The sequence below is a fragment of the Kribbella pratensis genome, from assembly GCF_004365355.1.
In the GTDB taxonomy this organism is placed as follows: Bacteria; Actinomycetota; Actinomycetes; order Propionibacteriales; family Kribbellaceae; genus Kribbella.
In genome coordinates, this window is sequence record NZ_SODP01000002.1 from 2,117,237 (window position 1) to 2,142,615 (window position 25,379).

Here is a 25,379-nt window from a genome sequence, read left to right on the forward strand (position 1 = left end):
TCCCCATACTGGGAGGGTGCCCATCGACGACTACCTGGCCGCGCTGAGCAAGCAGCTCCGGGGACCACGGCGCCGGAAGGCGGATCTGCTGGCCGAGGCCCGCGACCACCTGACCGACGCGACCGAGGCCTTCGAGGCCGACGGTTTCGACCGGTACGACGCGGAGAAGCACGCGGTCGCCGACTTCGGGGCGATCGAGGACGTCGCACCGGGATACCGGTCCGAGCTGGCGATCAGTCAGAGCCGGCGGACGGCGATGATGCTGTTGCTGGCGCTGATCATCCAGCCGATCGTCTGGCAGAGCGGCGCCTGGGTCTGGACCCAGGAGCAGACCGACTCGAGCGCGTTGAACGACCTGCTCCAGATCGTCGTCCGGGATGTCGGCGGCGTGGTGATCGCCGGCGCTGTGCTGGCCGTGCTCGGCACCGGCATCGGGCAGCGATTCCCGTTGGTCCGGGAGCACCTGAGCCGGATCACCGCACTCTTCACCCTGGCCGGTTCCGCGCTGATCGCCGGGATCGGCGTCACCATGACCGCGACCAGCACCCACGCCCCCGGCCTGCCGGCGTACGGGATCGTCGGGATGTTCGTCGTCCTGCCGCTCGCGCTCGTCAGCGTGCAGGCAGCCCGCGCGCTACGCCTCGCGCGGGCGTAGCACCCCTTCCACGACCGCGCGGAAGGTCAGCCACTCCTGCTTGCCCGAGGCAAGCATCTTCGAACCGGCGCTGGTGAGCTGATAGGTCCGGCGCTTACGCCCGCCGACCGTGCTCCACTCACTGGCCAGGTAGCCGGCCCGCTCCAGCCGCCGCAGCGCCGGATACAACGTGCCGGTCGGCAGGTCGAGCTCGCCGCCGCTGCGCTCGAGCAGCGCCTCCATGATCGCGTAACCGTGCAGCGGCTCGTGCTCGACGACCGCCAGGATCATCGGATCGAGGTGCCCACGCAGCGCATCCGCCTTCATGTAGCCAGTCTACTCATATGTCTGTTAGTGTCGATAGGCAACATGTAGCCAATCTACGCATCAAGCAGTGAGGAGGCCCCGGCGATGACCGTGGACACCCCCGTACGACGATCGCCCGGCACGAAACCGCCGGGACTACTGCACCGCGTCTCCGGCTGGGCGATGCGGCACGCCGGCCTGGCGCTCCTGCTGTGGGTGCTCGTCCTGGCCGCCGTCACCGCCGCGTCGACCGTGGTGGGCGCGAACTACAAGAACGACAACTCGCTCCCGGGCACGGACTCCCAGCGGGTGACCGACATCTTCCAGGCCCACCAGCCGAAGGGCGATACGGCTTCGGTGCAGCTCGTCGTCCGGGCCGACGGCGGTCTCGACACGGACAAGAGCCGGATGGCGTCGATGCTGGCAGTCGTCCGGACGCTGCCGCACGTCGCCTCCGTCGCCGATCCGTTCACCGCCCCGGGCAGTATGTCGACAGATCGACGTACGGCGTACTCGACCGTGAGCCTGGATGTCGCACAGGCGGATATGCCGGTGGAGGACGTGCGGACGATCATCCACCGGGCGCAGGACTTCGCGGCACCGGGGTTTCAGGTCGAGGTCGGTGGGGATCTGGCCCGGAAGGCCGCGGACAGTTCGGGCGGTGCGTCCGAGGGCGCGGGCATCCTGGCCGCGCTGGTGATCCTCGTGTTCCTCTTCGGATCGTTGCTTGCGGCAACACTTCCGTTGCTGACCGCGGTGTTCGCGGTGGGCAGCACGGTCGGGTTGCTGATGCTCGCCTCGCATCTGTTCACGGTGCCGGACTACACCACCCCCGTGATGATGCTGGTCGGTCTGGGCGTCGGCATCGACTACGCGTTGCTGATCTTCTCCCGCTATCGCCACGAGCTGTTGAAGGGCCAGACGGATCGGGAGACGGCCGCGATCGTTGCCTTGGACACCGCGGGTCGTTCGGTGCTGTTCGCCGGATGCACGGTCGTGATCGCCTTGCTCGGGTTGTTGGCGCTCGGACTCGGATCGCTGCAAGGCGTTGCGCTCGGTGTCACGTTGACCGTGCTCATGACGATGCTCGCTGCGGTGACGTTGCTGCCGGCGTTGCTGACGTTGTTCGGGAAGCGGATCGAGCGGAGCGTTCGCAAGCATGCCGCGAAACAGCGCCGTACGCCTGGTGAGGGCTGGCGGAAGCTGGCCGGTCTGGTGCAGCGCGGGCCGTGGGTGCCGTTGCTGCTCGGGATCGTCGCGTTGGTGGCGTTGTCGCTGCCGGCGTTGAACATGCGGCTCGGGTTCGCCGATGCGGGGACCGACGATCCGGCCAAGACCAGTCGGAAGGCCTACGACCTGCTGGCCGATGGGTTCGGGCCAGGATTCAACGGCCCGCTCGTCGTGGTGTCCGAGGGGGATCGGACTGCGGCTCAGGCGCTTGGTCAGACGCTGGCGGCGGATCCTGGCATCGCGGCGGTGACGCCGCCGCAGCTGACGCCGGACGGCAAGGTCGCGACCGTACTGGCGTTCCCGAAGTCGGCGCCGCAGGACGCGGCGACGAGTGACCTCGTGCAGCGACTGCGCGACGACACGTTGCCGAAGCTCGAGTCGGAGACCAGGGCGACGTACCTGGTCGGTGGTGCGACCGCGGCGGCCGACGACTTCGCGGGGGCGGTGAGCAAGCGGCTGCCGATCTTCGTGCTCGTGGTGGTCGGGCTGTCGGCGCTGCTGTTGATGGCCGTGTTCCGGTCGGTGCTGATTCCGCTGAAGGCCGCCGTACTCAATCTGCTCAGCATCGGCGCCTCGCTCGGCATGATCACGCTGGTGTTCCAGCAGGGCTGGTTCGGCGCGCAGGCGGGTCCGATCGAGGCGTTCGTACCGGTGATGATCTTCGCGATCGTGTTCGGGTTGTCGATGGACTACGAGGTGTTCCTGGTCTCGCGGATCCACGAGGAGTGGCGACGGACGAAGGATGCCCGGGCCGCCGTCCGGGAAGGACTGGCGACCACGGGCAGTGTGATCACCGCGGCGGCCGCGATCATGATCGTGGTGTTCGGCGCGTTCCTGCTGAGTCCGGACCGGATGCTCAAGCAGTTCGGTCTCGGGCTGGCGACCGCGGTCCTTCTCGATGCCCTCCTGATCCGCTGCATCATCGTCCCGGCCGTACTGCGCCTGATGGGCAACCGTGCCTGGTGGCTGCCCCGTTGGCTCGACCGGATGCTGCCGAGGATCGCCCTCGAGAAGGACTGACCTCAGCCGTTGGCGGCCACGCCGATCTTGTGCCCTTGGGCGTCGGCGAAGACGCCGAAGCTCGTGCCGGGCACCTGCTGGGCGGGCTGAACGATCTGTCCGCCCAGCTCCTCGACGCGCGCGAGCGTGGCCGCGACGTCCTCGACCCCGACGAAGAACAGCACCTCGTCCTCGGCGCTCTGCCGCGGGCCGATCGCGACGTACGTCCCCTCCGGCGTACCGGTGTCGATGAACGTGTACCCCGGGTATGCGCCCTCGGACGCGACCTTCCACCCGAACAGCTCAGCGAAGAACTGCCGGGTCTTGTCCGGATCCGCCGATCGGATCTCGGCGTGGACGACTGGATGTGCCATGAGCCCCTCCTAGGTCAACTGATGCTCAACCAGTTGACGAACGGCCCATCCGGAAATCGACTCAGACGGTCAGTTGCCCGAAGCGGAGCATGCCGGTGGCGGCGTCCTGCTCCGGCGGCAGGTAGACGCGCTGGATGGCGACCACGATCGCCTCCGCGATGACATCGCGGAACGCCGGGTCGGCCAGGCGCGCGGAGTCGTGCGGGTTCGTGACGTACCCGATCTCGAGCCGCACCGCGGGCATCTTGGTCCGCCGCAGCAGATCCCAGGTCTTGGCGTGGGTACGGCAGTTCAGCAGGTCGGTCCGCGCGACGATCTCACGCTGGACCAGGCCGGCGAACTGCTCACCGACGCTCGACGAGGCACCGTGCAGGTCATTGCCGTAGTAGTACGTCGCGACGCCCTGCGCCTCCGGGTTCGTCGAACCGTCGGCATGCAGCGAGACACACAGGTTCGCGTCGGTCTCGTTCGCGAAGGCAGCGCGGGCCAGCTCGTCCGGCCCCTGATCGCGGCCCCGCGACAAATATGCCCGGACGCCGGTGGCGCCGAGCCGACCCTCGATCCGGGCCGCCAGGTCGTACGCGATGTCGGACTCGCGCAGGCCGTAGCCCTCCCAGCCGTAGTCGAATCCGCCGTGGCCCGGGTCGATCACCACGGTCTTGCCGGACAACCGCGGTCCGGCGGCGCGGACAGCCTCGCGCGCACGCAGTGCGTCGGGCCGACCGCCGGTCGCCATCGGGCGGATCCGCTGCAGCGCCTTGAACGTCGACGGCCCACAGGTCCCGTCAGCGGGAAGGCCCATGTTCCGCTGGAAGTCGGTCACCGCGCGCTGGGTGTCGGCGCCGAAGATCCCGTCGATCCGGGCGACCGCGAACCCGAGCTCCTGCAGTTTCGCCTGCAGGGCGAGTACGTCGTCTCCCGACAGCGGGTGCGACGGGACGTACGTCAGCAGCCGGTCGCCCAGCCGCCAACGTGCGTCGTCGATCGCCCGATAGGTCTGCGGGCCGACGATCCCGTCGATCATCAGCCCTCGTTGCTGCTGGAACCCCCGGACAGCGTGCGCGGTCGCCTCGTCGTAGACGTCGTGACCGCCGTCCAGCAGCCCCAGCCGCTGGAGCTTGCCGACGATCTCGGCGACCGCCTCACCGCTGTCGCCGATCCGGTACAAGCCGTGCGGGCCAGACGGTGACACTGCCATGCAACTGCTCCTTGCCGTGGCGGACGGGGGGTCCTGGGTAGATCAGGCGATGCTCTGTCAGTCCGTGAAGGCCGCCAGCTCCTTCAGCAGCGCTGCCTTCGGCTTGGCGCCGACGATGGACTTGGCCAGCTCACCGTTCACGTAGACGTTGATCGTAGGGATACCGGTGACCTTGTAGTTGCTCGGGGTGACCGGGTTCTCGTCGACGTTCATCTTCAGGAAGGTGATCTTGTCGCTGTGGTCCTGCGCCAGCTCCTCCAGGATCGGCGAGACCTGGCGGCACGGGCCACACCACTCGGCCCAGAAGTCCACCAGCACCGGCTTGTCGCTCTTCAGCACGGTCTGGTCGAACTCGGAGTCGGTGACGGCATTCATCTTCTCGCCCATGGGCGTATCTCCTTCAGTGGTTTTGAGTCAGGTCAGACAGAGACAGGCTGGGTGCTGGCGGCCGCGTGCTCCGCGTCCTCCAGAGTGGCCAGGTAGCGCTCGGCATCCAGAGCCGCGGCACAGCCGGTGCCGGCCGCGGTGATTGCCTGCCGGTAGGTGTGGTCGACGAGGTCGCCGGCCGCGAACACGCCGCGCAAGTTGGTCTCGGTGCTGTCCGGCTTGACCAGCACGTAGCCCTCTTCGTCCAGGTCGACCTGGCCCTTGACCAGCTCGGAGCGCGGGTCGTGCCCGATCGCGATGAACAGGCCGGTCGCCGGCAGCTCACGGGCCTCGCCGGTCTCGGTGTCCTTCAGCGTCAGGTGGGTCAGCTTGTCCTCACCGTGGATCTTGTCGACGGCGGAGTTCCAGTGGAACTCGATCTTGTCGTTCGCGAAGGCACGGTCGGCCATGATCTTCGAGGCCCGCAGCTCGCCGCGGCGGTGCACCAGGTGCACCTTCTTCGCGAACTTGGTCAGGAAGGTCGCCTCCTCGACGGCGGAGTCGCCACCGCCGACGACCGCGATCTCGTGCTCGCGGAAGAAGAAGCCGTCACAGGTCGCACACCAGGACACACCGTGCCCGGAGAGCCGGTCCTCGTCGGCCAGGCCGAGCTTGCGGTAGCCCGAACCCATGGCCAGGATCACGGTCTTGGCCCGGTGCTCGACGCCCGCCGAGTCGGTGACCACCTTGACGTCGCCGGTCAGGTCGACCTTGATGACGTCGTCCGGCACCAGCTCCGCGCCGAAGCGCTCGGCCTGGGTGCGCATCTCGTCCATCAGGGCCGGGCCCATGATGCCCTGCGAGAAGCCGGGGAAGTTCTCCACCTCGGTGGTGTTCATCAGCGCGCCACCGGCGGTCACGGAGCCTTCGAACACCAACGGCTCCAGTGCCGCGCGAGCGGCGTACACGGCGGCCGTGTAACCGGCCGGCCCGGAGCCGACGATGATGACGTTGCGAACTGTGGAGTCGCTCATTCAGGCGTTCCTCGGGGAGTCGAGATTGGTACGTCGTACTCAACGGATCCTAGAGGCCGTCCATTCCCACGGTACCCACCCCGTGAGGGTGGGTCGTCATCGGTTGCGCAGTGTCACCGTGGTGTCGTAGAACGGGCTGGCAACTCCGCCCGGCTCGCTACATCCGGTGACCGCGAACACCTGGATGTCGCGCGGTGAACCGCCCTGCAGACCGATGATCGTGGCCCGCTTGCCGTCGATCTTGGCGGGCTGGACCAGCCGGACGTTCGGGTTCGGCCGGCCGGACGCGAACGTGCGGGCACAGGCCTGCTCGGCCGCCGAGCCGTGCATGATCGCGCCCGGGTTGTGCTCGAGCCACTGCTGGATCTGCGGGCCGAGGTCGTTGGTGGTGATCGTCACCGCGTCCGCGGGCGGGGAGTTCTGGTCGGTGCTCGCCGCGCCTTCGTTGGCGTTGTCCTTCGTCGCGAACACCACGCCGACGCCGATCGCGGCAATCAGTACGACGCCGGCCGCCGCGCCGAGCAGCTTCGGCAGGTGGCGGCGGGGCTCCTCGCGGATCTGGGCCAACGAGTGCACGCCCACCGTCGAGGCGCGCAGTACCGATTCCGACACGATGACGGCGTCCAGGTGCTCGGCGACGTCGGTCGGCATCGGGATGTCCGCACGACCCTCCTCGGCGAGGTCCTCGGACAGCTTCACGAGAGCGTCGTACGTCTGCTGGCACTCGGGGCACGCCTTCACATGCTCACGAGCGCGGTGTGCCTCGGGCGCAGGCAGCAGGTTCTCGATCAGATCGGCGATCGTGTCCGTGTCCAGGTGCTCGAGGTGCTCACTGGTCGGCAGACCGGATTCGGTCATCGGGGCTCGCCTCCTCACAGGAGGTATGCGGCGGCGTGATCATATGAAGCTCCGGGTCGAAGACAGATGCAGTCAGGTCGCCAGAGGCAGGCGACCTCGCTTCGACGGAGTACCCGTTCATTCGGTTCCCACCGCTTCCGCGGCGGATTCTTCCGGTACGTCGGACGCCCGCGTCGTCTGCCAGTGCCGCAGCAGCGGGAGGAGCTTGGCGCGGCCGCGGGCGCAGCGGGACTTGACCGTGCCGGGAGCACAGTCGAGGATCGCCGCCGCCTCCTCGATCGAGTAGCCCTCCATGTCGACCAGGACCAGCGCGGCGCGCTGGTCCTCGTTGATCTGCTTGAGCGCGTTGAGCACGTCCAGCCGCCGCTCCCGGACCTCGGCCGGGTCCTCCTCCGACGGTCCGGCCAGCTCGGCGGCGCGGTCCTCGTCCTCGGGCAGCGGGTCGGCCGCCCGCACCTGGCGGCGGCGGATCCGGTCGAGACAGGCGTTGACCACGATCCGGTGCAACCAGGTCGTCACCTTCGCGTCCCCGCGGAACGAGTCGGCCCGCCGGAACGCCGAGATGAACGCCTCCTGCAACGCGTCGGCCGCCTCCTCGGGCTCACCCAGGGTGCGGATCGCGACCGCCCACATCCGGTCCCGATGCCGCTTGACCAGGAACCCGAACGAGTCCGGGTTGCCGGCCACGTGCATCCGGAGCAGCTCGTGGTCGTCGAGCTGGTCGTAACTCGTCGGCGCACCGGTGTGGGCAGCCTGAGTCACCGGTTCGCCGGCGTCGATGCGCGGGACGTCCGGGCGGGGCGGCTGGTCGCCCGAGTCCAGGTGGGCCGTCATTTCTGGATCGAGACCTCCGAGATGGTGCCCCGGTACTTACCGCCGCTGTCCTTCGGCAGCTTGGTCAGCCAGACGAGCACGTACCGCGTCTCGGTCGGCGCCGAGGGGGTGAGATTCACCGTACCCTCGGGCTGGTCCGCTTGGGTGGCGACGGGCTTCCAGCCGTCGACCGTTGTCGGCGACGTGTTGGGGTCGGCCTTCGGGACCATCAGCTGGAGGCTCGTGTCGTCGCCTTGCACCGCCACCGCGACCTTCGACACGGTGGTCGGTGCGCCGAGGTCGTAGATGATGCCGACGCCGGGCTTCTGGCCGCCGAGGTTCGCCTTGCTGTACGACATCGTCGTCCAGGTCGTGCTCGCCTTGCCGTCGTACGTGTTCGGCACGTCCTCCGGGTGCTCCTCGCCGTTGCCGTCCGGCTTCGGGTCGAAGTCCTTGGCGCCGACGATCTTGGCCTGGCCGCCGGTCGCCGACGGTGTTGTGCTGGTCTGCGGCGGGGCACTGCTCTTCGCGCCGCCGCTGTTGTTGTCCTGGTCGTTGTTCATCGCGCCCTTGAGCAGGAACTGCGCCATCGCGATCACCGACAGCAGCGCGAGGATCGCGAGCAGGATGAGGATCCGGCCGCCCCAGGAACCCTTCGGCTTCGGCTCGTCGTGCCGACGCCGGCCGTTCCCGTTCGACGGCGGGGGAGGTTGGCGGCGGACCGGGCGCGTCTCGGCCGCGGCGTTGTACGCCGGCTGCGGCTGGCGGTACCCGTTCGGCTCGGCGTCGTACGTCGGCTGCGGGGTCGGATCGAGCGCCGGCGGCCCGGGCTGTGGCACCACCTGCGTGGCGTCGTCGATGCTGCCGTTCTGCCGGGCGACCTGGACGGTCTCGTCCATCTGGTTCGGCGGCTCGTGCGAGCTGCCGACGACTCCGGACAGCGCGGCGGACAGACCGGCCGCGCTGGTGATCGGCGGGGCGTGGTGCCGGGGCGGGTCGCCCAGCAGCCGGTCGCTGATGTCGTCCAGCGAGCGCGGTACGCCGGCTCGCACCTGGCGTGGGCTCAGCAGCCGGCCGTGCTCGACAGGCGCGGGCTGGAGCCCCCAGGCCGGCGCCGGACCGGGCCAGCGTCCGGTCAGGGATGCGAACAGCAGCTCGCCCAGGGCGTGGACGTCCTCTTCGGGAGAGCCCGCTCCGGACGAGCGCAGAGCCGCCTCGGTGGCGACGCCGACGACCTTGATCGCGCCGGCGTCGGTGATGATCACAGTCGCCGGGCTGATCGCTCCGTGCGCGTATCCGGTGCGATGCAGGTTCTCCAGCGCTTCGGAGACCTCACGGGCCAGCCAGCCCGCCTGCTGCCCGGTCAACGGACCGGTCCCGAGCATGCGCTCCAGGGAACGCCCGCCTGCCCACTCGCGGACGCAGTACGTCACGCCGTCGTGCATGTCGCAGTCGAGCACCCGCAGGAACCGCGGATCGTTCGCGGCGGCGGCCCGGCGGGCGGCGTCGAACAGCAGGTTCGTCCGCGGGTCACCGACCGGCAGTACGTCGACGACGACGGCGCGGCTGAGGACCTCGTCCACGGCCCGCCACACCCGCGCACCGTCGATCTCTGCCAGCAACTCGGCGATCCGGTACCGCCCGGCCAACAGGGCACCAGGACTCACGGTCTGGTTCGACACGGTGTCTCTCGCCCTCCTTGATGCCCCAGCGGCCCTTCGCAGCCCCATGTTAGTGCCCCGCTGACGCGACGCGTGGTGCACGAACGCACAAGCGTTCCGGTTCAGCGGCGTACAGGCAACTTCGATGTGACCATGGACACCACATCATTCACCTCGTGGATACGGAGTACCCGGGACACAGCCGCGTACACCGGGAGCATGACCACTGCCGCGATCGCCAGCTCGAGGATCGCGCCGAGCGGTCCGGACCATTCGATCCGGAGGCTCAGCACCCAGATCACCACCCGGGCCGTGCCGGCGCCGGCGACGGCAGCGATCACCATCGCCAGCAGCGGAAGGCCGATCCCCGAGCCGGGCACGCGCGGCACCCTCCGCCGCAGCACCGGCCGGGAGATCAGTACGGCGACCAGGTAGGCGAGCGCGTACGCCGCCCCGAGCACCACGCCGCTGAACCGCAGGTGCTCGGCGTCGAGCAGCACGCGGACCCCGATCACGGCCGCGGCGATGTTGGTTGCCGCGATCACGCATTGCAGGAAGAACGGGGTCTTGGTGTCCTCGAAGGCATAGAACGTGCGGAGCTGGAAGTACTGCACGGTGAACGGCACGATGCCGAGCGCCAGCGTCATCAATGTGTACGACATCAGCGTCAGGTTGTTCTTACCCGAGCCGTACCCGGCGATCAGCGTGACGATCGGATAGGCGAACGCGATCATCGCGGCGGCAGCCGGTACGACGATCGCCAGCGTCTGCCGGATCGAACGCGCCGATATCTGGGCCACCGCGGCGGTGTCGCCGTCGGCCGCCAGCGCGGACATCTGCGGCAGTGCGGCAGTCGCCAGCGAGACCGTGACGATGCCGTGCGGTACCAGGATGATCAGCATCGCCGTGCTGTACGCGAACAGACCTGCCTTCGCGCCGACGTCGTGCGAGGCGGTACCCGCGATGGCGAGCCGCGTCACCACCACGAGCGTCACCTGGTTCACCGCCACAAAAAGAACTGTCCAAATGCCCAATCGGGCAGTGTGACCAAGGCCGGTACCGCGCAGGCCGAACTTCATCCGGTAGTTGTGGCCGCTCGCCCGCAGGTAGGGCAGCAGCACCAGCAGCTGTACGGCGATGCCGATCGTGTGCCCGAGGCCGAGCAGCAGTTCCTCGCCGTGGCTGTAGGTGGACGGCGGATCGCCGACCCTGTAGATCAGCAGGAAGATCACGATCGACGCGCACGCGACGACGTTGTTCGCGATCGGCGCCCACATCATCGGCCCGAAGCGGCGCCGCGCGTTCAGCACCTGGCCGACCAGCACGAACGCGCCGTAGAAGAAGATCTGTGGCAGGCAGAGCCGGACGAACATCACCATCGAGGCACGCTCGGGCGCGCGGGACGGGTCCTTCAGCTCCTCCGGCATGTACAGCCCGGCGATCGCAGGTGCCAGCACCACGCAGCCGATGGTCACGACCGCCAGGACGACGAAGCCGAAGGTCAGCAGCCGGTTGGTGAAGTCCTGGCCGCCGTCGTCGTGGTTCTTGATCGCGCGGACCAGCTGCGGGACCAGCACGGTGTTGAACACCCCGCCGGCCAGCAGGATGTAGAGGCTGTTCGGGATCGTGTTCGCGGCGGTGAAGATGTCGCCGCGCAGCGCGGTGCCGATCGCGGCGGCGAGCAGGGCGATCCGGACGAATCCGAGCAGGCGGGACAGCACAGTTCCGGATGCCATCACCGCCGCGGATCGCAGGGTGCGGTCAGCCATCCTTCGAACCGACTCCTTCTTTCAGGGACGCATCCGGAGCCGCAGCTTCGGGTACGCCGTTCGCCTGGGGGCGATCGTGGGCGGGATCAGCCGTGTCAGCGGGCTCGACGGTAGCTTCTGCCGTGGCTTCGGCGGTGGCCTCGGCGGTCGTTTCGCCGGTCGTTTCGGCGGTGGGGGCCGGGTTGCGGCGCTCGGTGCGGATCCGGCGGTAGATGCGGACGAACGACGTACCGAACAGCAGGGCGCAGGCGGCGCCGACCAGGATCCAGCCGACGCTGCCGTACTGGCTGGCCTGGATCAGCAGCTCCTGCGACTTGCCGACCGACTGGCCGCCCGCGGTGACCACCTGGGCGTTGGCGCGGATCAGACCGTTCTGCTCGGCGCTCGCGGTGATCCGCGGCGTCCACTTCTGCTTCGGGCCGAGGACAGCGGTCTGCGGCGGGGTGATCTTCAGGTCGGAGCGGTTGGCGGCGGTGACCTCGATGCCGACCCGGACCGACCATTCGGTGTCGTTGGTGATGGTCAGCGGGAACGTGCCTTTGCTGCCGGCCAGATTGACCTTGATCTCCTTGCGCAGACCGCGGTCGACGCTGGCGTTGACGAGGTGCACCTTGCCGAGCTGCTGGTTCGCCGAGCCGAGCTCGATCGCCGCGAAGTGCCGGGCCTCGTCCGGGTGGCCGTTCCAGCCGGCCGACGTGGACCGCAGCAGTGCGTTCCTCATCACTTCGGGCAGCGCGTTCTCGTCGACGAGCAGGTTCTGCATCGTGCTGGTCGCGGTGTCGAGGTCCCGGACGCTGCTCAGCTGCGTCTCGGTCAGCACCCCGTTGGTCTGCGCCGCCTTCGGTGCTCTGGCGACCTGCGGCCTCGGATTGCTCGCCACGACCGTGTTGACGTCGGTTGCCTTGATCCACGGCAGTGACAGGCTCGCGGCCAGCTGTGCGGTCGCAGCACTGTCGTTGTCCCAGCCGCGGGGCGGCAGGACGACTACCGAGGCGGCGCGGCCCTTGCCGCTGGCGGCGATCAGCGCGGTCTCGGCTGCGAAGCGCTGGCGGACCTGCAGCGGGCTGGAGGCGGTCTCCTGGTCCGGTCCGCCGCTGGTGAGCGACGAGTCGGCGATGACGGTCCGTACCAAGGTGTCAGGGCCCGGTGTGATCACGTCGTACACCGGGGTCGACGTAAGCACCGGCCGGGCCTTGGCGGACCAGGAGGAGCTGCTGACCAGGTTCAGGTCGCTCTCACTCGCGCCGGCGAAGCCGCCCGATGCCGCGCCCAGGTAGCGACCGGCTGCGGCGCCTCCCTCGAGCAACAAGCCGTTGGTGAACGAGGCCGGCACCTCGACGCTGCCGGACAAGGCGTAGCCCTGGGTCGTCTGTCGGGCCCGAGCGACCAGATTCTTCAGCGGGTCGCCCGAATCCAGCAGTCCGGCGACATCAGGGTCGCCGTACGGAAGCAGGATGACCTGGCTGCCGTGGGCGCGGGTGACGTCGAAGTCCTTCAACCACGCCGCCGCGTCGGATTGTCCGGCGCCCGGAGTGGACTCGCCGTTCTGACCGAGGATGACGTAGCCCTTCGCCATCTGCCGGATCTCGTCGAGCATCGCCGGGTCGAGCAGCCAGGTGACCTTGCGCTCCTTGCCGAGCGCGAGCAGGCGGCCCAGCGAGCCGGTCGGTGCCAGCGCCTGGGCGAGGGAGTCGTTGGCGAAGTTCCGGCCGCCAAGCTGGGTCGGGCGGTGCCGGAGCGGGATGACGAGCGCGGTGTCGACGGTGCGGGCCAACGGCGTCGTACCCGCCACCGGCATCAGCGTGCGGGCCCGGCCGGCCATGATCCGGGAGCTGTTCGGCGGCTCGCCGCGGAACGTGACACCGACGACGTATACGCCGGTCTGGTCCTGGATCCGCCACTCCTTCCACGGCACGGTGAGCGAGAACTCGACGGTCTGCTTCGGCGCCAGCGGCTGGTCGAACGGCTTGAAGGTCTGCGGGTCGTTGGTCAGGTTGGTACAGCTGTCCCGGTCGTTCATCGGGACGTTCTGCTCGGTCGGGATCGCGTCGACGGCGGCGGTGCTCGCGAGCCGGGTGCGGTCGATACAGGCCAGCGCCTGCGGATCGCTGAACGTCACCGAGCTGGTGTTGGTCACCCGGCCCTTGATCACCACCGGTTGGCCCGGCTTCGGCGCGACCGGGTCGAACGAGTCGATCGTGACCTGGACGGCCGGATCGTCGGCCGGTACGGCGTCGGCCGGAGCGCCCAGAGTCGCTGCCGAAGCAGCAACCAGCAGGCACGCGCCGACCACCGCGGAAGGCCTCAGTCGCCGTCTGAACACGCCGTCACCGTAACCTAGTTCCCCGTGTCACCCTTTGCCGACCAGTCAGCCTCTGCCGGATCGTTGCCCGCAGTGCAGCGACGAGCCGTCCAGGCCTTGCTGCAACTCGCTCCGGTGGTCGACGAACTGGGCACCCGGTTCGATGCCGCCGGCCATGAGATCGCCCTGGTCGGCGGTCCTGTCCGGGACATTCTCCTCGGCCGGGGGAGCAAGGATCTGGACTTCACCACGTCAGCGCACCCCGATGTGATCGAGCGGTTGCTGTCCGGGTGGGCGGACCATGTGTGGGACATCGGCAAGGCGTTCGGCACCATCGGTTGTCGTAAGGGCGAGTGGGTTCTGGAGATCACGACCTACAGGTCGGAAACCTACGATCCCACCTCGCGCAAGCCCGAGGTCGCGTACGGCGACAGTCTGGAGGGCGATCTGGCCCGCCGGGACTTCGCGATGAACGCGATGGCGGTCCGGCTGCCGTCGCGCCAGTTCGTCGATCTGTACGGCGGGATCGAGGACGTCGCGCACAAGCGGATCCGGACGCCGGGCACGCCGGAGGACTCGTTCTCCGACGACCCGCTGCGGATGATGCGCGCGGCCCGGTTCGCCGCGCAGCTCGGCTTCACGCCCGATCCGGCGGTGGTGGCCGCGATGACGGCGATGGCCGAGCGGATCACGATCGTGTCCGCGGAGCGGGTCCGGGACGAGCTGGAGAAGCTGATCTGCGCGGACCAGCCGCGGATCGGGCTCGACCTGCTGGTGTCGACCGGGCTCGCGGAGTACGTGCTGCCGGAGCTGCCGGCGCTCAAACTGGAGCGGGACGAGCATCACCGGCACAAGGATGTGTATCAGCACTCACTCACCGTCCTCGACCAAGCCATCGAGCTGGAATCCCGCCTGCCTGTTCCGACGCCCGATTTCGTCGTTCGGTTCGCCGCGCTGATCCACGACATCGGGAAACCGAAGACGCGGAAGTTCGAGGACGGCGGGAAGGTGACGTTCCACCACCACGACGTGGTCGGGGCGAAGCTGGCCCGCAAGCGGATGAAGGCGCTGCGGTTCAGCAACGAGCAGATCGAGCAGGTCAGCAAGCTGATCGAGCTGCACCTGCGCTTCCACGGGTACGGCGACGGCGAGTGGACGGATTCCGCCGTACGGCGCTATGTCCGCGACGCCGGCGACCAACTCGAGCGACTGCACGTCCTGACCCGGGCCGATGCCACGACCCGCAACAAGCGCAAGGTCGACATGCTGCGGGCCGCGTACGACGATCTCGAGGCACGGATCGCCCGGCTCCAGGAGCAGGAGGAGCTCGATGCCCTGCGCCCCGACCTGGACGGGAACCAGATCATGCAGATCCTCGGCATCCCGCCGGGCCGCGAGGTCGGCGAGGCGTACAAGTTCCTGATGGAGCTCCGCCTGGACGAAGGCCCCCTCGGCGAGGACCGCGCCCGCGAGAAACTCCTCGACTGGTGGTCGTCGCGCGGCTAGACCGGCTGCGGCGGCTGGCTCACGTACGCCTGCGCGATGACCTTGGCCGACTCCGGGTGCGGTTCGTACGTCGTGTCGTCGATCGAGGCGACCGGCAACGCGGGATCGATCGAGTTGGTGAGGTACGCCGCGTCGTACGTGGTGAGGTCGGTCAGCGGGACCGGCGCGGTGGTGTAGGTGGGCAGGCCGCGCTGGAGCACCTGCTGGCGGATGCCGGGGAGGGCCGGTGCGGACGGGAACACAAGCTCGGTGCCTCGTGCGAAGCAGATGTTCCAGATCGACGCCTCGGAGATCTCGCCGGATGCCGTGTGGAAGACGGCGTCGTCGTATCCCTCACGCTTCGCCTTGCGGGCGTAGTAGGTGAGGTCGAACGTGCCGGTGTGCTTGAGGTGCGGGACCGATCGCTCGTGCTCATAACTCCGGAGATGAACGGCTTCGGTGGCCGGTGGTACCGGTGGGCCGACGCGCACCAGCAGGTGGAGCCGCGTGGTTGCGAAGACGTTGACACGGAGGGAGAGGTCGCCCACGCCGGCCTCGTCGATGGCCGCCCGGAGGTCGGCGCGGACGCGGCCGGCGGGTAACGGTTCGCCGAAGACCTCCCGGGTGCTGCGGTCCAGGCGGTCGAAGTGGAGGTCGAGGCCGTCGACGTGGCCGTTCCGGACCTGCAGCGAGGTGAAGTGGCCGAAGGTGGTTGCGCGGAGCAACACCGGATCGACCGCGCGCAACAAGGCGCCGTCCAGCAGCAGAAAATCGGTCACGCGCCCTAGTCTCGCGGTGTGGACGTATGGAGCATCATCGGGTGGGGCGGATCTGCGCTCGTCGTGTGGTCGTTGCTGCAGACGCGGATCCTGCGGTTGCGGGTCCTGAACCTGATCGGCTGCGTGATCCTGGTCGGCTTCAACGCCGCGATCGGCGTCTGGCCGATGGTCGGCATGAACGCGGTGCTGGCGGTCATCAACGTCGTCCATCTGTGGCGGCTGCTGCGGCACCGGCACGACGAGACGGCGTACCAGGTGCTCGAGGTCGACAAGACCGACGCGTACCTGGGGTACGTCCTGGATCGGCATGCGAAGGACATCACCCGGTTCAACCCCGGTTTCACACCGGGTGCGAGCGAGTACGCGTTCCTGGTCCAGCACGACGACCGCACCGTCGGCGTGGTCCTCGCGCACGACGCCGGCACCGGCCGCGCGCAGATCGACCTCGACTACGTCGTCCCGAAGTACCGCGACTTCACCCCCGGTGAGTTCGTCTACCGCCGCAGCGACGTCTTCACCGACCACGGCTTCCACCAGGTCCTCGCCCCACCCCGCATGCGCGACTCCACGCCGTACCTGAAAAACCTCGGCTTCCGCCGCGACGGCGACCACGTCGTCCTGAACCTGCGGTAGGGCTGTGCTGAAGTTGTATAAGTGTATTTATTATAAGTACAGTTCTATAACATGGAGAAGCCTAGCCGGATCTTCGCGCGGGATGACGAGTGGGATCACCTGGCGCGGTTCGCGGCCCCGGCTCGTGGCCGACCGCAGTTGGGGGTTGTGAGCGGGCGCCGCCGGCAAGGCAAGACCTATCTGCTGCAGGCACTCGCGGAGCAGGCGGGAGGCCTGTACTTCGGCGCGACCGAGGCAACCGAGACCGAATCGCTCGGGCTGTTCGCGGCGGCGGTCGGCACCCATCTCGACCTCGCGGCGCCGCCTCGGTTCGACACTTGGGACGACGCAGTTCGTTTCCTGTTCTCGCTCGACCCCGAGAGCGGACCGTTCGTGATCGACGAGTTGCCGTACCTCACCAAGGTCTCGCCGGCGCTCCCGTCGATCCTGCAGCGCGAACTCGATCAGGCCGTCTCGGCCGGCCGTGGCACCAGCCTGCTGCTGTGCGGTTCGGCGATGTCGGTGATGGGCGGTCTACTCTCGGGCAGCGCCCCGCTCCGCGGCCGGGCAAGCCTCGAGCTGATCGTCCGCCGTTTCGACTACCGTTTGGCCGCCGAGTTCTGGGACCTGACGGATCCGCGGCTGGCTGTCCTGGTCCATGCGGTGACCGGCGGGACCCCGGCGTACCGCCGGTTCGCGGGTGACGACCTGCCCCGGTCGGTGGACGACTTCGACGCATGGGTCTTGCGGACGGTTCTCAGTCCGGTGAATCCGCTCCTCCGTGAAGCCCGCTACTTGCTCGAGGAGGAGTTGGAGGTGCGGGACAGCGCGCTTTACCACTCCGTCCTCGCAGCAGTTGCCGCAGGCAACGGAACCCGGGGCGGTATCGCGAACTACGTCGGCAGGAAGGCGACCGATATCGGTCACCACCTGACGGTCCTCGAGGACAGCGGCCTGGTACGGCGGCAGCAGGACGTGTTCCGCGCCCGCCGATCGACGTACCGCGTGGCCGAGCCACTCGTCGTCTTCTACCAAGTGGTCATGCGACCCCAATGGGGGCTGCTGGAGAGTGGACGAGCGCGGAACGTCTGGGAGGCTGCCCGAGCGCGATTCTTGTCGCAGGTGGTCGGCCCGCATTTCGAACAGCTCTGCCGGGACTTCGCGCTGCTCGCGCCGGCCGACTTGTTCGGCGAGCTCCCTGGCGAGATCGGCTCAGGTGTCGTCCCGGACCACAGCCGCCGTACGCAGATCGAGATCGACGTTGTGGTGCTGGCTCCGGCGGTTCCGGGGCGGCGCCGCAAGCTCTTGTCGCTCGGCGAGGTCAAGTGGGGAGAGACCATGGGGCGACGCCATGTCGAGCGACTCGACCGGGCTCGGCAGTTGCTCTCTGCGGACTACGACACCTCGGACACTGTCCTCGCTTGTTACAGCGGAGCCGGGTTCGAGCCCGGTCTGGATCCGAAGGTACTGACCATCGGGCTCGACGATCTCTACAGGTCCTTGGCGTAGCAGAGCGAGACCGGCTCGTGTTCGAACGGCGGGTACGGCGGGGTGGGCTTGTAGCCGTGGTTTGTGTAGAGGGCTATTGCTTCGACTTGTTTGGTGCCGGTCTCCAGGCGCAGTCGGGTGAGACCGGCCGCGCGGGCCTGGGATTCGACGGCGTCCAGGAGGATGCGGGACAGGCCCCAGCCGCGGGCCGTGGGAGCGACATACATGCGCTTGATCTCGCCGAGGGCGGGGGCGACCGGTTGGAGGCCGACGCAGCCGACCGGGGCGCCGTCGAGGGTCAGCAGCGTGAACGTGATGTCCGGATGGAGGGCGACGAGCGGCTGGTCCTCGCCGTACATCGCGGAGAGCTCGGCCTGCTGAGCGGTGATCAACGCCCGGATGGCAGGGTTCGTCGCGGGTGTTTCCTGCAGTTCCACTCCCTCGATCACCATGATCCGGACGGTAGCAAGACGGCATGACGCTGCTGTTTCCGTTTCCTCTCCATGGTCTGATGGGTCGGTGAGGACGCTGGAGGAAACTGCCGCCGGGGTACGTGACGGGTCGCTGGACCCTGTGGAGCTGGTCGAGGGGGCGTTGGCGCGGGCCGCCGATGCTGCAGAGCTCAATGCTGTCGTGCACCTGGACGTGGAGGGCGCGCGCAAGACGGCCGCTGCGCACGACCGGACCGGAGCGCTGGCCGGTGTGCCCGTGTTGGTGAAGGAGATCGTCGAGGTCGAGGACCTGCCGTACCGGTGTGGGTCCGCGTCCATGGATGAGGTCGGCCGAGAGGACGCGGAGGTCGTACGGCGGTTGCGCGCGGCCGGCGCGATCATCATCGGCCTGTCGCACACGCATGAGTTCGCGTACGGCTGCACAGGTACGTCGAACCGCGTCGGCCCGTGCCGGAACCCGCATGACCTGTCGCGGATGACCGGTGGCTCCAGCTCCGGATCAGCTGCTGCAGTAGCGGCCGGTGTGGTGCCGCTGGCGATCGGGACCGACACGGCGGGATCGGTCCGCATCCCCGCTGCGCTGTGCGGGATCGTCGGGTTCAAACCGTCGTACAACACGATCCCTTGTGACGGGGTGTTTCCACTGTCGCAGTCGCTGGACCACGTAGGCGTCCTGACCCGGACCGCGGCCGACGCTGCCTATGCCCTGTCCGCCCTCGCCGACCTGCCGCCCGTAGAGGTGACAACACCTCGGCTGGGGTTGGCGACCAACCCGGAGTATTTCCAGCTCACTCCTGAGGCTCGCGGCGCATGGTCAGCTGCACTCGAGGCACTCGACCTCGTCGAAGTACAGCTACCGGACTGGTCGCACAGCTTCACCACCGCAGCCAACCTCCAAGGTCCTGAAGCGGTGGCGAATCATTCGGCGCGTTCCCATGACCGGTATCAACCAGATGTCCAGCAGCGACTGCGTGAGGCCTCGGCTGTCCAGCCGGCCGACTACACGCGTGCACAGGAAGACGCGGTGGCGATCACGCGACAGCTGGACGACGTACTGCAACAGGTCGACGCAGTGCTCACCCCGACCGTTCTGACGACCGCACCACTCATCACCGAAGCAGCCACGGCCGACGGCGGACTCGAAGTACGCAAGCAGGTGCTCAACAACACGCGCCTTGCCAATCTCACCCGGAACGCGGCGGTCAGCATTCCGTTACCGACCGACGGCCTCCCCGTCGGCTTGCAGGTCATTGCTGCAAGCAACGAGAAGGCCGCCGCGATCGCCTGCTGGCTCAGCGATAAACTCGGAGATCGGCCAGACTCCACCAGTTAGCAGCCGATCCCGTCGACGTCACCCGGACGTAGCGAGCCTGCGTCGGCCGGAGCTCGATCGTGGTGAGTTGCCCCGTGGAAGCACCCGACGCAACGGTCTGCCAGCTCACGCCATCCTTGCTGACAGCAACCTCGTACCCGCCCGCGTAGTCGCCGGCATTCCCACCGCTGTCGAGAGCGACCGAGCGGAACGTCTGCACCTTGCCCAGATCCACCTGCACCCACTGACCGGGCGCCTGCGCCGCCTTGCTCTGCCACACCGTCGATCCGTCTTGATCGGTCAACAGACCGGCATCCGCGGCGTTCACACTCGCCGTCGCACCGGCAACAGTCAACTGCTGCGGTACGTCGGCATTGAGGTGATCCCAGGTGAAGGTGGCGATCGAGCCACCCGGCAGCTCGTACTCGAACGACTTCTCGCCAACCGCCACGGCGAACGACCGCGGGTCGTCGTTCTCGTTGTGCACCAGGAGCGCAGTACTGCCGTCCGGGTTGCGGAACGCGGCGGACATCAGCTGCCCGTTCCATCCGGTCGTCCCGTACGACGTACTCCCGATCCGCACCGCGCCCGGCTTCACGAACTTCGACAGGTGGCCGATCGTGTAGTACTCCGCGTCCGTCGTGACCGTCCCGTCCGGCTGCAGCGTGACCAGACCGGTGCAGGTGTCACAGCCGCCGAGGTGTGGCCCGCCGCTGGAGTCGAGCGCGATGTTCCAGTTGACGACCGACTTGGCCCAGTTGCGCGTCGTACCGAGCATCAACGTGCGCGCGTGCCAGGTGAGCGTGCCGCGGAAGATCTGCGGCGGGGTGTCGGTCGGCCCGTGTGAGCCGGAGCATTCGGTGAACCAGATGCCCTTCGACGGGAACGCGTTGTGAAGATCGGTCTGCTTCGACGGGTCGCCGGAGTAGCAGTGGTACGCCGTACCCGCGATCCACTTGGCCGCCGGCGTCTGGAGCAGCTTGTACGGGTAGTCGGTCTCCGGATCCTCACCGGGCGGCGTGGAGGCGATGTCTCCGGGATGCGTGGTCCAGTTGTGGTCGTACCCGAGGATCTTCGTGCGTGGACTCGCCTTGTGCAGCAGTGGACCCAGCGCGGTGATCACTGCTGCTTCCTGGCGAACCGGCATGTCCGTGCCCGGGTATGCGCTCGGCTTGCGGTTCTGCGGCTCGTTCTGGATCGAGAGGAAGTCGACCGGTACGCCGGCCTGCGTGTACGCCTGGACGAACTTCACCAGATAGCGCGCATAGGCGTCGTACACCTTGGGGTCGTCTTTGAGCCGTCCACCGACAAGCGAGTCCGCGGTCTTCATCCACGCGGGCGGGCTCCACGGTGTCGCCATCACCTTGAGTTGCGGGTTGAGTTGCTTAGCCTGCCGCAGCAACGGCAGCACCTGCTGCTGATCGTGCGCGATCGTGAAGTGCTTCAGGCCGAAGTCGGTCTGGCCGGCCGGCACATCGTCGTACGTGTAGTGCTCGGCCGCGGCAGTGAAGTCGGACGAGCCGATCGGCTGACGCAGGAAGCTGACGCCGATCCCCTGGCGCGGGTCGAACAGCTTGCGCATCGTCTGCTCGCGATCGGCCGGGCTCAGCCGGTACAGCACATTCGCGGACGAGTCGGTGATCGAGGCGCCGAAGCCGTCCATCGTCTGGTACGACGTCCGCGGGTCGACCGTGATCGTGGTCCGGTCACTCGCTCCGTCGTGGAACGTGACGGGCGCGCGCTGGTGCAGCAACTCGGCGCGGTCCGGCGTTGTGACCCAGACGCTGACCTGGGTCGTCGGGGGATGGGCCTGGGCAGGTCCGGTGAGTGACGCCACCGTGAGAGCAAGGGCGACGCCGAAGGCGGATGTTCTCATCGCACTCCTCAGGAATGAAACAAACGGCCTCAGGACACGCCCGCGATCGACCACTGTCAAGGTCTGGGAGCGTAGGTCTAGAGTGCTGAGCGTGAAACAAAGCGATGTAACAAATGCCGCGCGCTAGACCGACGATGCGCGACGTCGCGGCTGCGGCCGGGGTGTCGCTGGCGACTGTGTCCCGCGTGGTCAACCAGCTCAGTGGCGTGACGCCGGAGACCCGGCGACTCGTGGAGCGGACCATCGAGGAGTTTGGGCTGCCCGCGCCCAAGCCCCGCGGCGGTACGCCGAAGCCCGTCGAGGGCGCCGTCTACGTTCGCTGCCCGTACGTGCTGACCGACTACTTCGGCCTGATCGTCTCGTCGATCGCCGAGGCCGTCGACCGACACGGTCGACAGGTGATCCTCAACGCCGGTGAGGCGACGCAGGACGATCCGGTGCTGCGTGGTTTGGCATCCCGGCGGGACGTCGGTGGCGCCGTACTCATTCTTCCGCCGGAATCGAGCGAGGATCTCGTCCGGCTGAGCTCGCGGCGCTTCCCGTTCGTTGTGGTCGACCCACGGACCGCGCTGCCCCGCGACATCCCGTCGGTCTCGGCGGCTCACCACTCCGGCGCCCGCCAGCTCACTTCCCATCTGACCGCGTTGGGCCACACCCGCATCGGCGTCATCGCCGGGCCACGCGAATGGCTGGCCGCCGACGCCCGCCTGAGCGGTCACGCCGCCGCGCTCGCCGACGCCGGCATCCTCCCCGACGCGTCGCTGGTCCGCCACGACCAACCAACGACGGTGCATGGGTATCGGGCTGCCGTTTCGTTGCTCGACCTCGAGCCACGCCCGACTGCGCTGGTGGCGTTCAACGACAAGGCCGCGATCGGAGCGCTCCAGGCCGCGACCGAACGCGGTCTCTCGGTTCCACGCGACCTGTCCATCGCGGGCTTCGACGACCTCGACCTCAGCCGCGCGACCACGCCCCAACTCACCACGGTCCGCCAGCCGCTACAGGAAATGGGGCGGATGGCAGTCAGCCTCCTGACCCGCCTCCTGGACCGGCATGAGGTGGAGGCGCTGCACGTCGAGCTCGCGACCGAGTTGATCGTGCGGGGGAGCACGGGCCCGGCGTCCACAATCGCGGGATAGGCAGTGCGCGAAACGGCTCGGTTGTGGCAGGTTTTAGACATGAACCTTCGGATCGGCATTGCCGGGATCGCCATCGAGTCCAGTACGTTCTCGCCGCATCGGGCCGGTCTGTCCGATTTCGACGTACGGCGCGGTGACCACCTGATGGAGCGGTACGAGTTCCTCGGGAAGGACTGGGCGCAGGGGATCGAATGGGTCCCGCTGCTGCACGCCCGCTCGCTGCCTGGCGGCGCCGTACTGCCGGAGGTGTACGACGACCTGTCCGCGGAGATCATCACCCGCCTCGAAGGGGCCGGCCAGCTGGACGGGTTCTTCTTCGACATCCACGGCGCGATGAGCGTGGTCGGACGGCAGGACGCGGAGACGGATCTCGCCACCCGGATCCGGGCCGTGATCGGTCCCGACGTACTGATGTCGGCGTCGATGGACCTGCACGGGAACGTGTCGCGCGAACTCGGCACAGCGGTGGATCTCATCACGTGCTACCGGATGGCGCCGCACGAGGACGCGATGGAGAGCCGCGAGCGGGCGCTGCGCAACCTCGTCGAGCGGCTGCGCTCCGGGCTGGGCAAGCCGGGCAAGGCGTGGGTGCAGGTGCCGGTGCTGCTGCCCGGCGAGAAGACGTCGACCCGGCTCGAGCCGGCCAAGTCGATCTATCACCGGGTCGGCGAGATCGCGGACGAGCCCGGGGTCTTGGATGCGGCCGTCTGGGTCGGGTACGCGTGGGCCGACGAGCCGCGCTGCCGGGCCGCCGTGGTTGTGACTGGTGATGACTCTTCGGTGATTACGGCGCGTGCCGCTGAGTTGGCGCAGGCGTATTGGGATGCCCGCGACGGCTTCGAGTTTGTGGCTCCGACCGGGACGTTGGAGGAGTGCGTGGCTGCCGGCCTGGCCAGCACGGCGCGGCCGTTCCTGATCAGCGACTCCGGCGACAACCCGACCGCCGGCGGCGCGGGCGACACCTCGTGGACCCTCGGCCAACTCCTCGCCATGGAGGACCTGACCTCCGGCAAGGCGACCGCAATCCACGCCAGCATCACCGACCCCGAAGCCGTCGCCGCCTGCGTCGCGGCCGGCGTCGGCAACGAAGTGCAGGTAACCGCCGGCGGCAAGGTCGACAACATCCCCGCCGGTCCGGTCCCGATGTCCGGCACCGTCTTCTCCATCTCCGAGGACCCGGTCGGCGGGACGGTCGCCGTGGTCAAGGTCGGCGGCCTCCACTCCATCCTCACCACCCGCCGCAAGCCGTACCACCACATCGCCGACTTCACCCTGCTAGGCCTCGACCCTTCGGCAACGGACCTGGTCATCGTCAAGATCGGCTACCTGGAGCCCGAGCTCTACAACCTCGCCGCCGACTGGCTCCTGGCCCTGACCCCCGGCGGCGTAGACCAAGACCTCCTCCGCCTAGGCCACCACGGAGTCCTCCGCCCCCTCTTCCCCTTCGACCCCGACATGTCAGACCCAGACCTCACACCGGAGCTCCTGCCGTAACAATCCCACGCGGGCTAACGCAGGCGCTCCGTTCGTCACTACGTCCCTCACCCGCGCCTGCTTCGCCCGCTCCCACCCACCCCCGGCTCATCGCCGGTACGTGCGGGCTGTCGCCCGGGTGCGCGCTGCCGCGCGTCGACCGCGACGGGTTGCCGCGAGATGCTCACGATCTCGCGGGCGTGGTGGATCTCGCGGCTCGGCTGACAGCTTGCCGAGCGTGATCACAGGTCGAGGTGGGTCGGCGATCCGCTGATCGCCACCAGCCGCTCATCACCAGCCAGACACAGCAGGTCTGCTCGTCGACTCCCCGGTGCCGCACGAACTTCACCCGCCACGTGCCCGCTCGTGGACAAGCTGACGACATGGGCAGGAGCTCGGCACTCTCGGCGATAAGCCCGTAGTCGCCCGCGAGCGGCAGCTCGCCAGGTCCGGCGGTAGCCGGAAGGGATGTACGGCGCTGAGCAGGAGGTGGGTGGGAGCGTGCGGAGCGGGCGCGCTGAGGAGCGGAGCGACGAAGAAAGCGGCCGCGTAGCGCGCGGGGGGCTACTCCGCGCGGGATTACAGCTTGCGGAGGGTGTGGAGGGCTTCGATTGCGTGGTCGATCAGGTAGTCCGCGGTGTAGGGGCGGTCGTCCTCCGGCAGGCCTGACCACTCGATGGCCAGGTCCTCGGCGTAGGAGAGCCACGCGTGGATCCGCAAGTAATCGGGCGACTTGGGATCATCCGCCACCTCGGGTGTGCCGAGGTAGGTCAGGACGCGCTTGGTCAGACCGGCGCGGGTCTCGTCGTACACCTTGACTGCGAAGTCGTCTCCGCCGGCCGCACCTCGGACGAACGAGATGTACGCAGTACGACGGCGCTCGATGAACGCGACGAACTGCGTGAGCATCTCGCGCAGTTGTTCCTCGGGCGGGAGGGACGCGTCGGGCTTGGTGACGCGGAGGAGGCGGCGGCCGGCGGCGGAGATGACGGCTACGTAGTAGTCGCGTTTGCTCGGGAAGTAGTGGAACAGCAGGCCGCGGGAGATCCCGGCCTGGCCGGCGATGGCATCGATCGACAATTCGTGGATCGGTTTGGTCCGCAGCATCATCAGGCCGATTTTGACCAGTTGCTTCTTGCGGTCCTCCGCCGACAGTCGGTGATCCATGCTATTGAGCATTGCTTAGAAGCTGAGCTACGGTCAAGGCGAGGAAGGGAGT

The 25,379-nt window shown here is 68.2% G+C and carries 22 protein-coding genes; 8 read left to right on the forward strand and 14 right to left on the reverse strand.

Features of this window, described 5'->3' with window-relative positions:
• Positions 1-16: 16 nt before the first annotated feature.
• Positions 17-655, forward strand: coding sequence for a permease prefix domain 1-containing protein (locus EV653_RS41785; protein WP_202871827.1), 639 nt, complete (start codon positions 17-19; stop codon positions 653-655).
• On the opposite strand, the gene EV653_RS27050 is transcribed toward EV653_RS41785, so the two are convergent.
• Entirely contained in the window at positions 635-961 is a 327-nt protein-coding gene (locus tag EV653_RS27050; protein WP_134106460.1) for a PadR family transcriptional regulator, read from the reverse strand. The genes EV653_RS41785 and EV653_RS27050 overlap by 21 nt on opposite strands.
• Positions 962-1,045: 84 nt before the next feature.
• On the opposite strand from EV653_RS27050, the gene EV653_RS27055 reads away from it, so the two are divergent.
• Positions 1,046-3,190, forward strand: coding sequence for an MMPL family transporter (locus EV653_RS27055; RefSeq protein ID WP_134106461.1), 2,145 nt, complete (start codon positions 1,046-1,048; stop codon positions 3,188-3,190).
• Positions 3,191-3,192: 2 nt separating this feature from the next.
• Here the strand turns inward: EV653_RS27055 and EV653_RS27060 are convergent, their stop codons facing one another.
• The 9 genes from EV653_RS27060 to EV653_RS27100 all read right to left on the reverse strand — a co-directional run bounded on the left by EV653_RS27060 (position 3,193) and on the right by EV653_RS27100 (position 13,565).
• Positions 3,193-3,543 carry a VOC family protein gene (locus EV653_RS27060; RefSeq protein WP_134106462.1) on the reverse strand — a complete coding sequence of 117 codons (351 nt, stop codon included), beginning with the start codon at positions 3,541-3,543 and terminating at the stop codon, positions 3,193-3,195.
• A gap of 61 nt (positions 3,544-3,604) precedes the next feature.
• Entirely contained in the window at positions 3,605-4,741 is a 1,137-nt protein-coding gene (locus tag EV653_RS27065; protein ID WP_134106463.1) for an N-acetylmuramoyl-L-alanine amidase, read from the reverse strand.
• 57 nt (positions 4,742-4,798) lie between these two features.
• A complete protein-coding gene (gene trxA, locus EV653_RS27070) occupies positions 4,799-5,128 on the reverse strand; it encodes a thioredoxin (protein WP_134106464.1) in 330 nt (109 codons plus the stop codon).
• Positions 5,129-5,160: 32 nt separating this feature from the next.
• Positions 5,161-6,141 (reverse strand): thioredoxin-disulfide reductase, encoded by a 981-nt coding sequence (gene trxB, locus EV653_RS27075; protein ID WP_134106465.1) that lies wholly within the window; start codon positions 6,139-6,141, stop codon positions 5,161-5,163.
• Between the two features lie 96 nt (positions 6,142-6,237).
• Positions 6,238-6,999: a hypothetical protein gene (locus EV653_RS27080; protein ID WP_134106466.1), complete on the reverse strand. Its 762-nt coding sequence runs from the start codon at positions 6,997-6,999 to the stop codon at positions 6,238-6,240.
• A gap of 117 nt (positions 7,000-7,116) precedes the next feature.
• Positions 7,117-7,833 carry an RNA polymerase sigma factor SigM gene (gene sigM, locus EV653_RS27085; protein WP_238160122.1) on the reverse strand — a complete coding sequence of 239 codons (717 nt, stop codon included), beginning with the start codon at positions 7,831-7,833 and terminating at the stop codon, positions 7,117-7,119.
• Positions 7,830-9,494 (reverse strand): protein kinase family protein, encoded by a 1,665-nt coding sequence (locus EV653_RS27090; RefSeq protein WP_134106467.1) that lies wholly within the window; start codon positions 9,492-9,494, stop codon positions 7,830-7,832. The genes sigM and EV653_RS27090 overlap by 4 nt, the downstream gene beginning before the upstream one ends.
• Before the next feature lie 101 nt (positions 9,495-9,595).
• Positions 9,596-11,242: a murein biosynthesis integral membrane protein MurJ gene (murJ, locus tag EV653_RS27095; RefSeq protein ID WP_134106468.1), complete on the reverse strand. Its 1,647-nt coding sequence runs from the start codon at positions 11,240-11,242 to the stop codon at positions 9,596-9,598.
• The gene (locus EV653_RS27100) at positions 11,235-13,565 is read right to left on the reverse strand and encodes a DUF6049 family protein (RefSeq protein ID WP_134106469.1); all 2,331 of its coding nucleotides are present in this window, start codon (positions 13,563-13,565) and stop codon (positions 11,235-11,237) included. The genes murJ and EV653_RS27100 overlap by 8 nt, the downstream gene beginning before the upstream one ends.
• A 63-nt stretch (positions 13,566-13,628) precedes the next feature.
• Between EV653_RS27100 and EV653_RS27105 the strand changes: the two genes are divergently transcribed.
• Entirely contained in the window at positions 13,629-15,050 is a 1,422-nt protein-coding gene (locus EV653_RS27105) for a CCA tRNA nucleotidyltransferase (protein ID WP_134106854.1), read from the forward strand.
• On the opposite strand, the gene EV653_RS27110 is transcribed toward EV653_RS27105, so the two are convergent.
• A complete protein-coding gene (locus tag EV653_RS27110) occupies positions 15,047-15,808 on the reverse strand; it encodes an aminotransferase class IV (RefSeq protein WP_166679569.1) in 762 nt (253 codons plus the stop codon). The two genes, EV653_RS27105 and EV653_RS27110, sit on opposite strands and share 4 nt — an antisense overlap.
• 18 nt (positions 15,809-15,826) lie before the next feature.
• Here EV653_RS27110 and EV653_RS27115 point away from each other — a divergent pair, with 18 nt between their 5' ends.
• Positions 15,827-16,441, forward strand: coding sequence for a YgjV family protein (locus EV653_RS27115; RefSeq protein ID WP_134106471.1), 615 nt, complete (start codon positions 15,827-15,829; stop codon positions 16,439-16,441).
• A 51-nt stretch (positions 16,442-16,492) separates the two neighbouring features.
• Complete coding sequence (locus tag EV653_RS27120) at positions 16,493-17,929, forward strand: ATP-binding protein (RefSeq protein WP_134106472.1); 1,437 nt, start codon at positions 16,493-16,495, stop codon at positions 17,927-17,929.
• Here EV653_RS27120 and EV653_RS27125 read toward each other — a convergent pair.
• Positions 17,911-18,360: a GNAT family N-acetyltransferase gene (locus EV653_RS27125; protein WP_134106473.1), complete on the reverse strand. Its 450-nt coding sequence runs from the start codon at positions 18,358-18,360 to the stop codon at positions 17,911-17,913. The two genes, EV653_RS27120 and EV653_RS27125, sit on opposite strands and share 19 nt — an antisense overlap.
• 67 nt (positions 18,361-18,427) lie before the next feature.
• On the opposite strand from EV653_RS27125, the gene EV653_RS27130 reads away from it, so the two are divergent.
• Positions 18,428-19,693 (forward strand): amidase, encoded by a 1,266-nt coding sequence (locus EV653_RS27130; RefSeq protein ID WP_238160124.1) that lies wholly within the window; start codon positions 18,428-18,430, stop codon positions 19,691-19,693.
• On the opposite strand, the gene EV653_RS27135 is transcribed toward EV653_RS27130, so the two are convergent.
• Positions 19,653-21,548, reverse strand: coding sequence for a discoidin domain-containing protein (locus EV653_RS27135; protein ID WP_134106475.1), 1,896 nt, complete (start codon positions 21,546-21,548; stop codon positions 19,653-19,655). The two genes, EV653_RS27130 and EV653_RS27135, sit on opposite strands and share 41 nt — an antisense overlap.
• A 113-nt stretch (positions 21,549-21,661) precedes the next feature.
• Here EV653_RS27135 and EV653_RS27140 point away from each other — a divergent pair, with 113 nt between their 5' ends.
• Together EV653_RS27140 and EV653_RS27145 are read left to right on the forward strand one after the other, a co-directional pair.
• Positions 21,662-22,687, forward strand: a complete 1,026-nt coding sequence (locus EV653_RS27140) for a LacI family DNA-binding transcriptional regulator (RefSeq protein WP_238160125.1) — start codon at positions 21,662-21,664, stop codon at positions 22,685-22,687.
• Between the two features lie 39 nt (positions 22,688-22,726).
• The gene (locus EV653_RS27145) at positions 22,727-24,181 is read left to right on the forward strand and encodes a M81 family metallopeptidase (protein ID WP_134106476.1); all 1,455 of its coding nucleotides are present in this window, start codon (positions 22,727-22,729) and stop codon (positions 24,179-24,181) included.
• A gap of 558 nt (positions 24,182-24,739) precedes the next feature.
• Here EV653_RS27145 and EV653_RS27150 read toward each other — a convergent pair.
• Positions 24,740-25,327: a TetR/AcrR family transcriptional regulator gene (locus tag EV653_RS27150; protein WP_238160126.1), complete on the reverse strand. Its 588-nt coding sequence runs from the start codon at positions 25,325-25,327 to the stop codon at positions 24,740-24,742.
• Between the last annotated feature and the right edge of the window lie 52 nt (positions 25,328-25,379).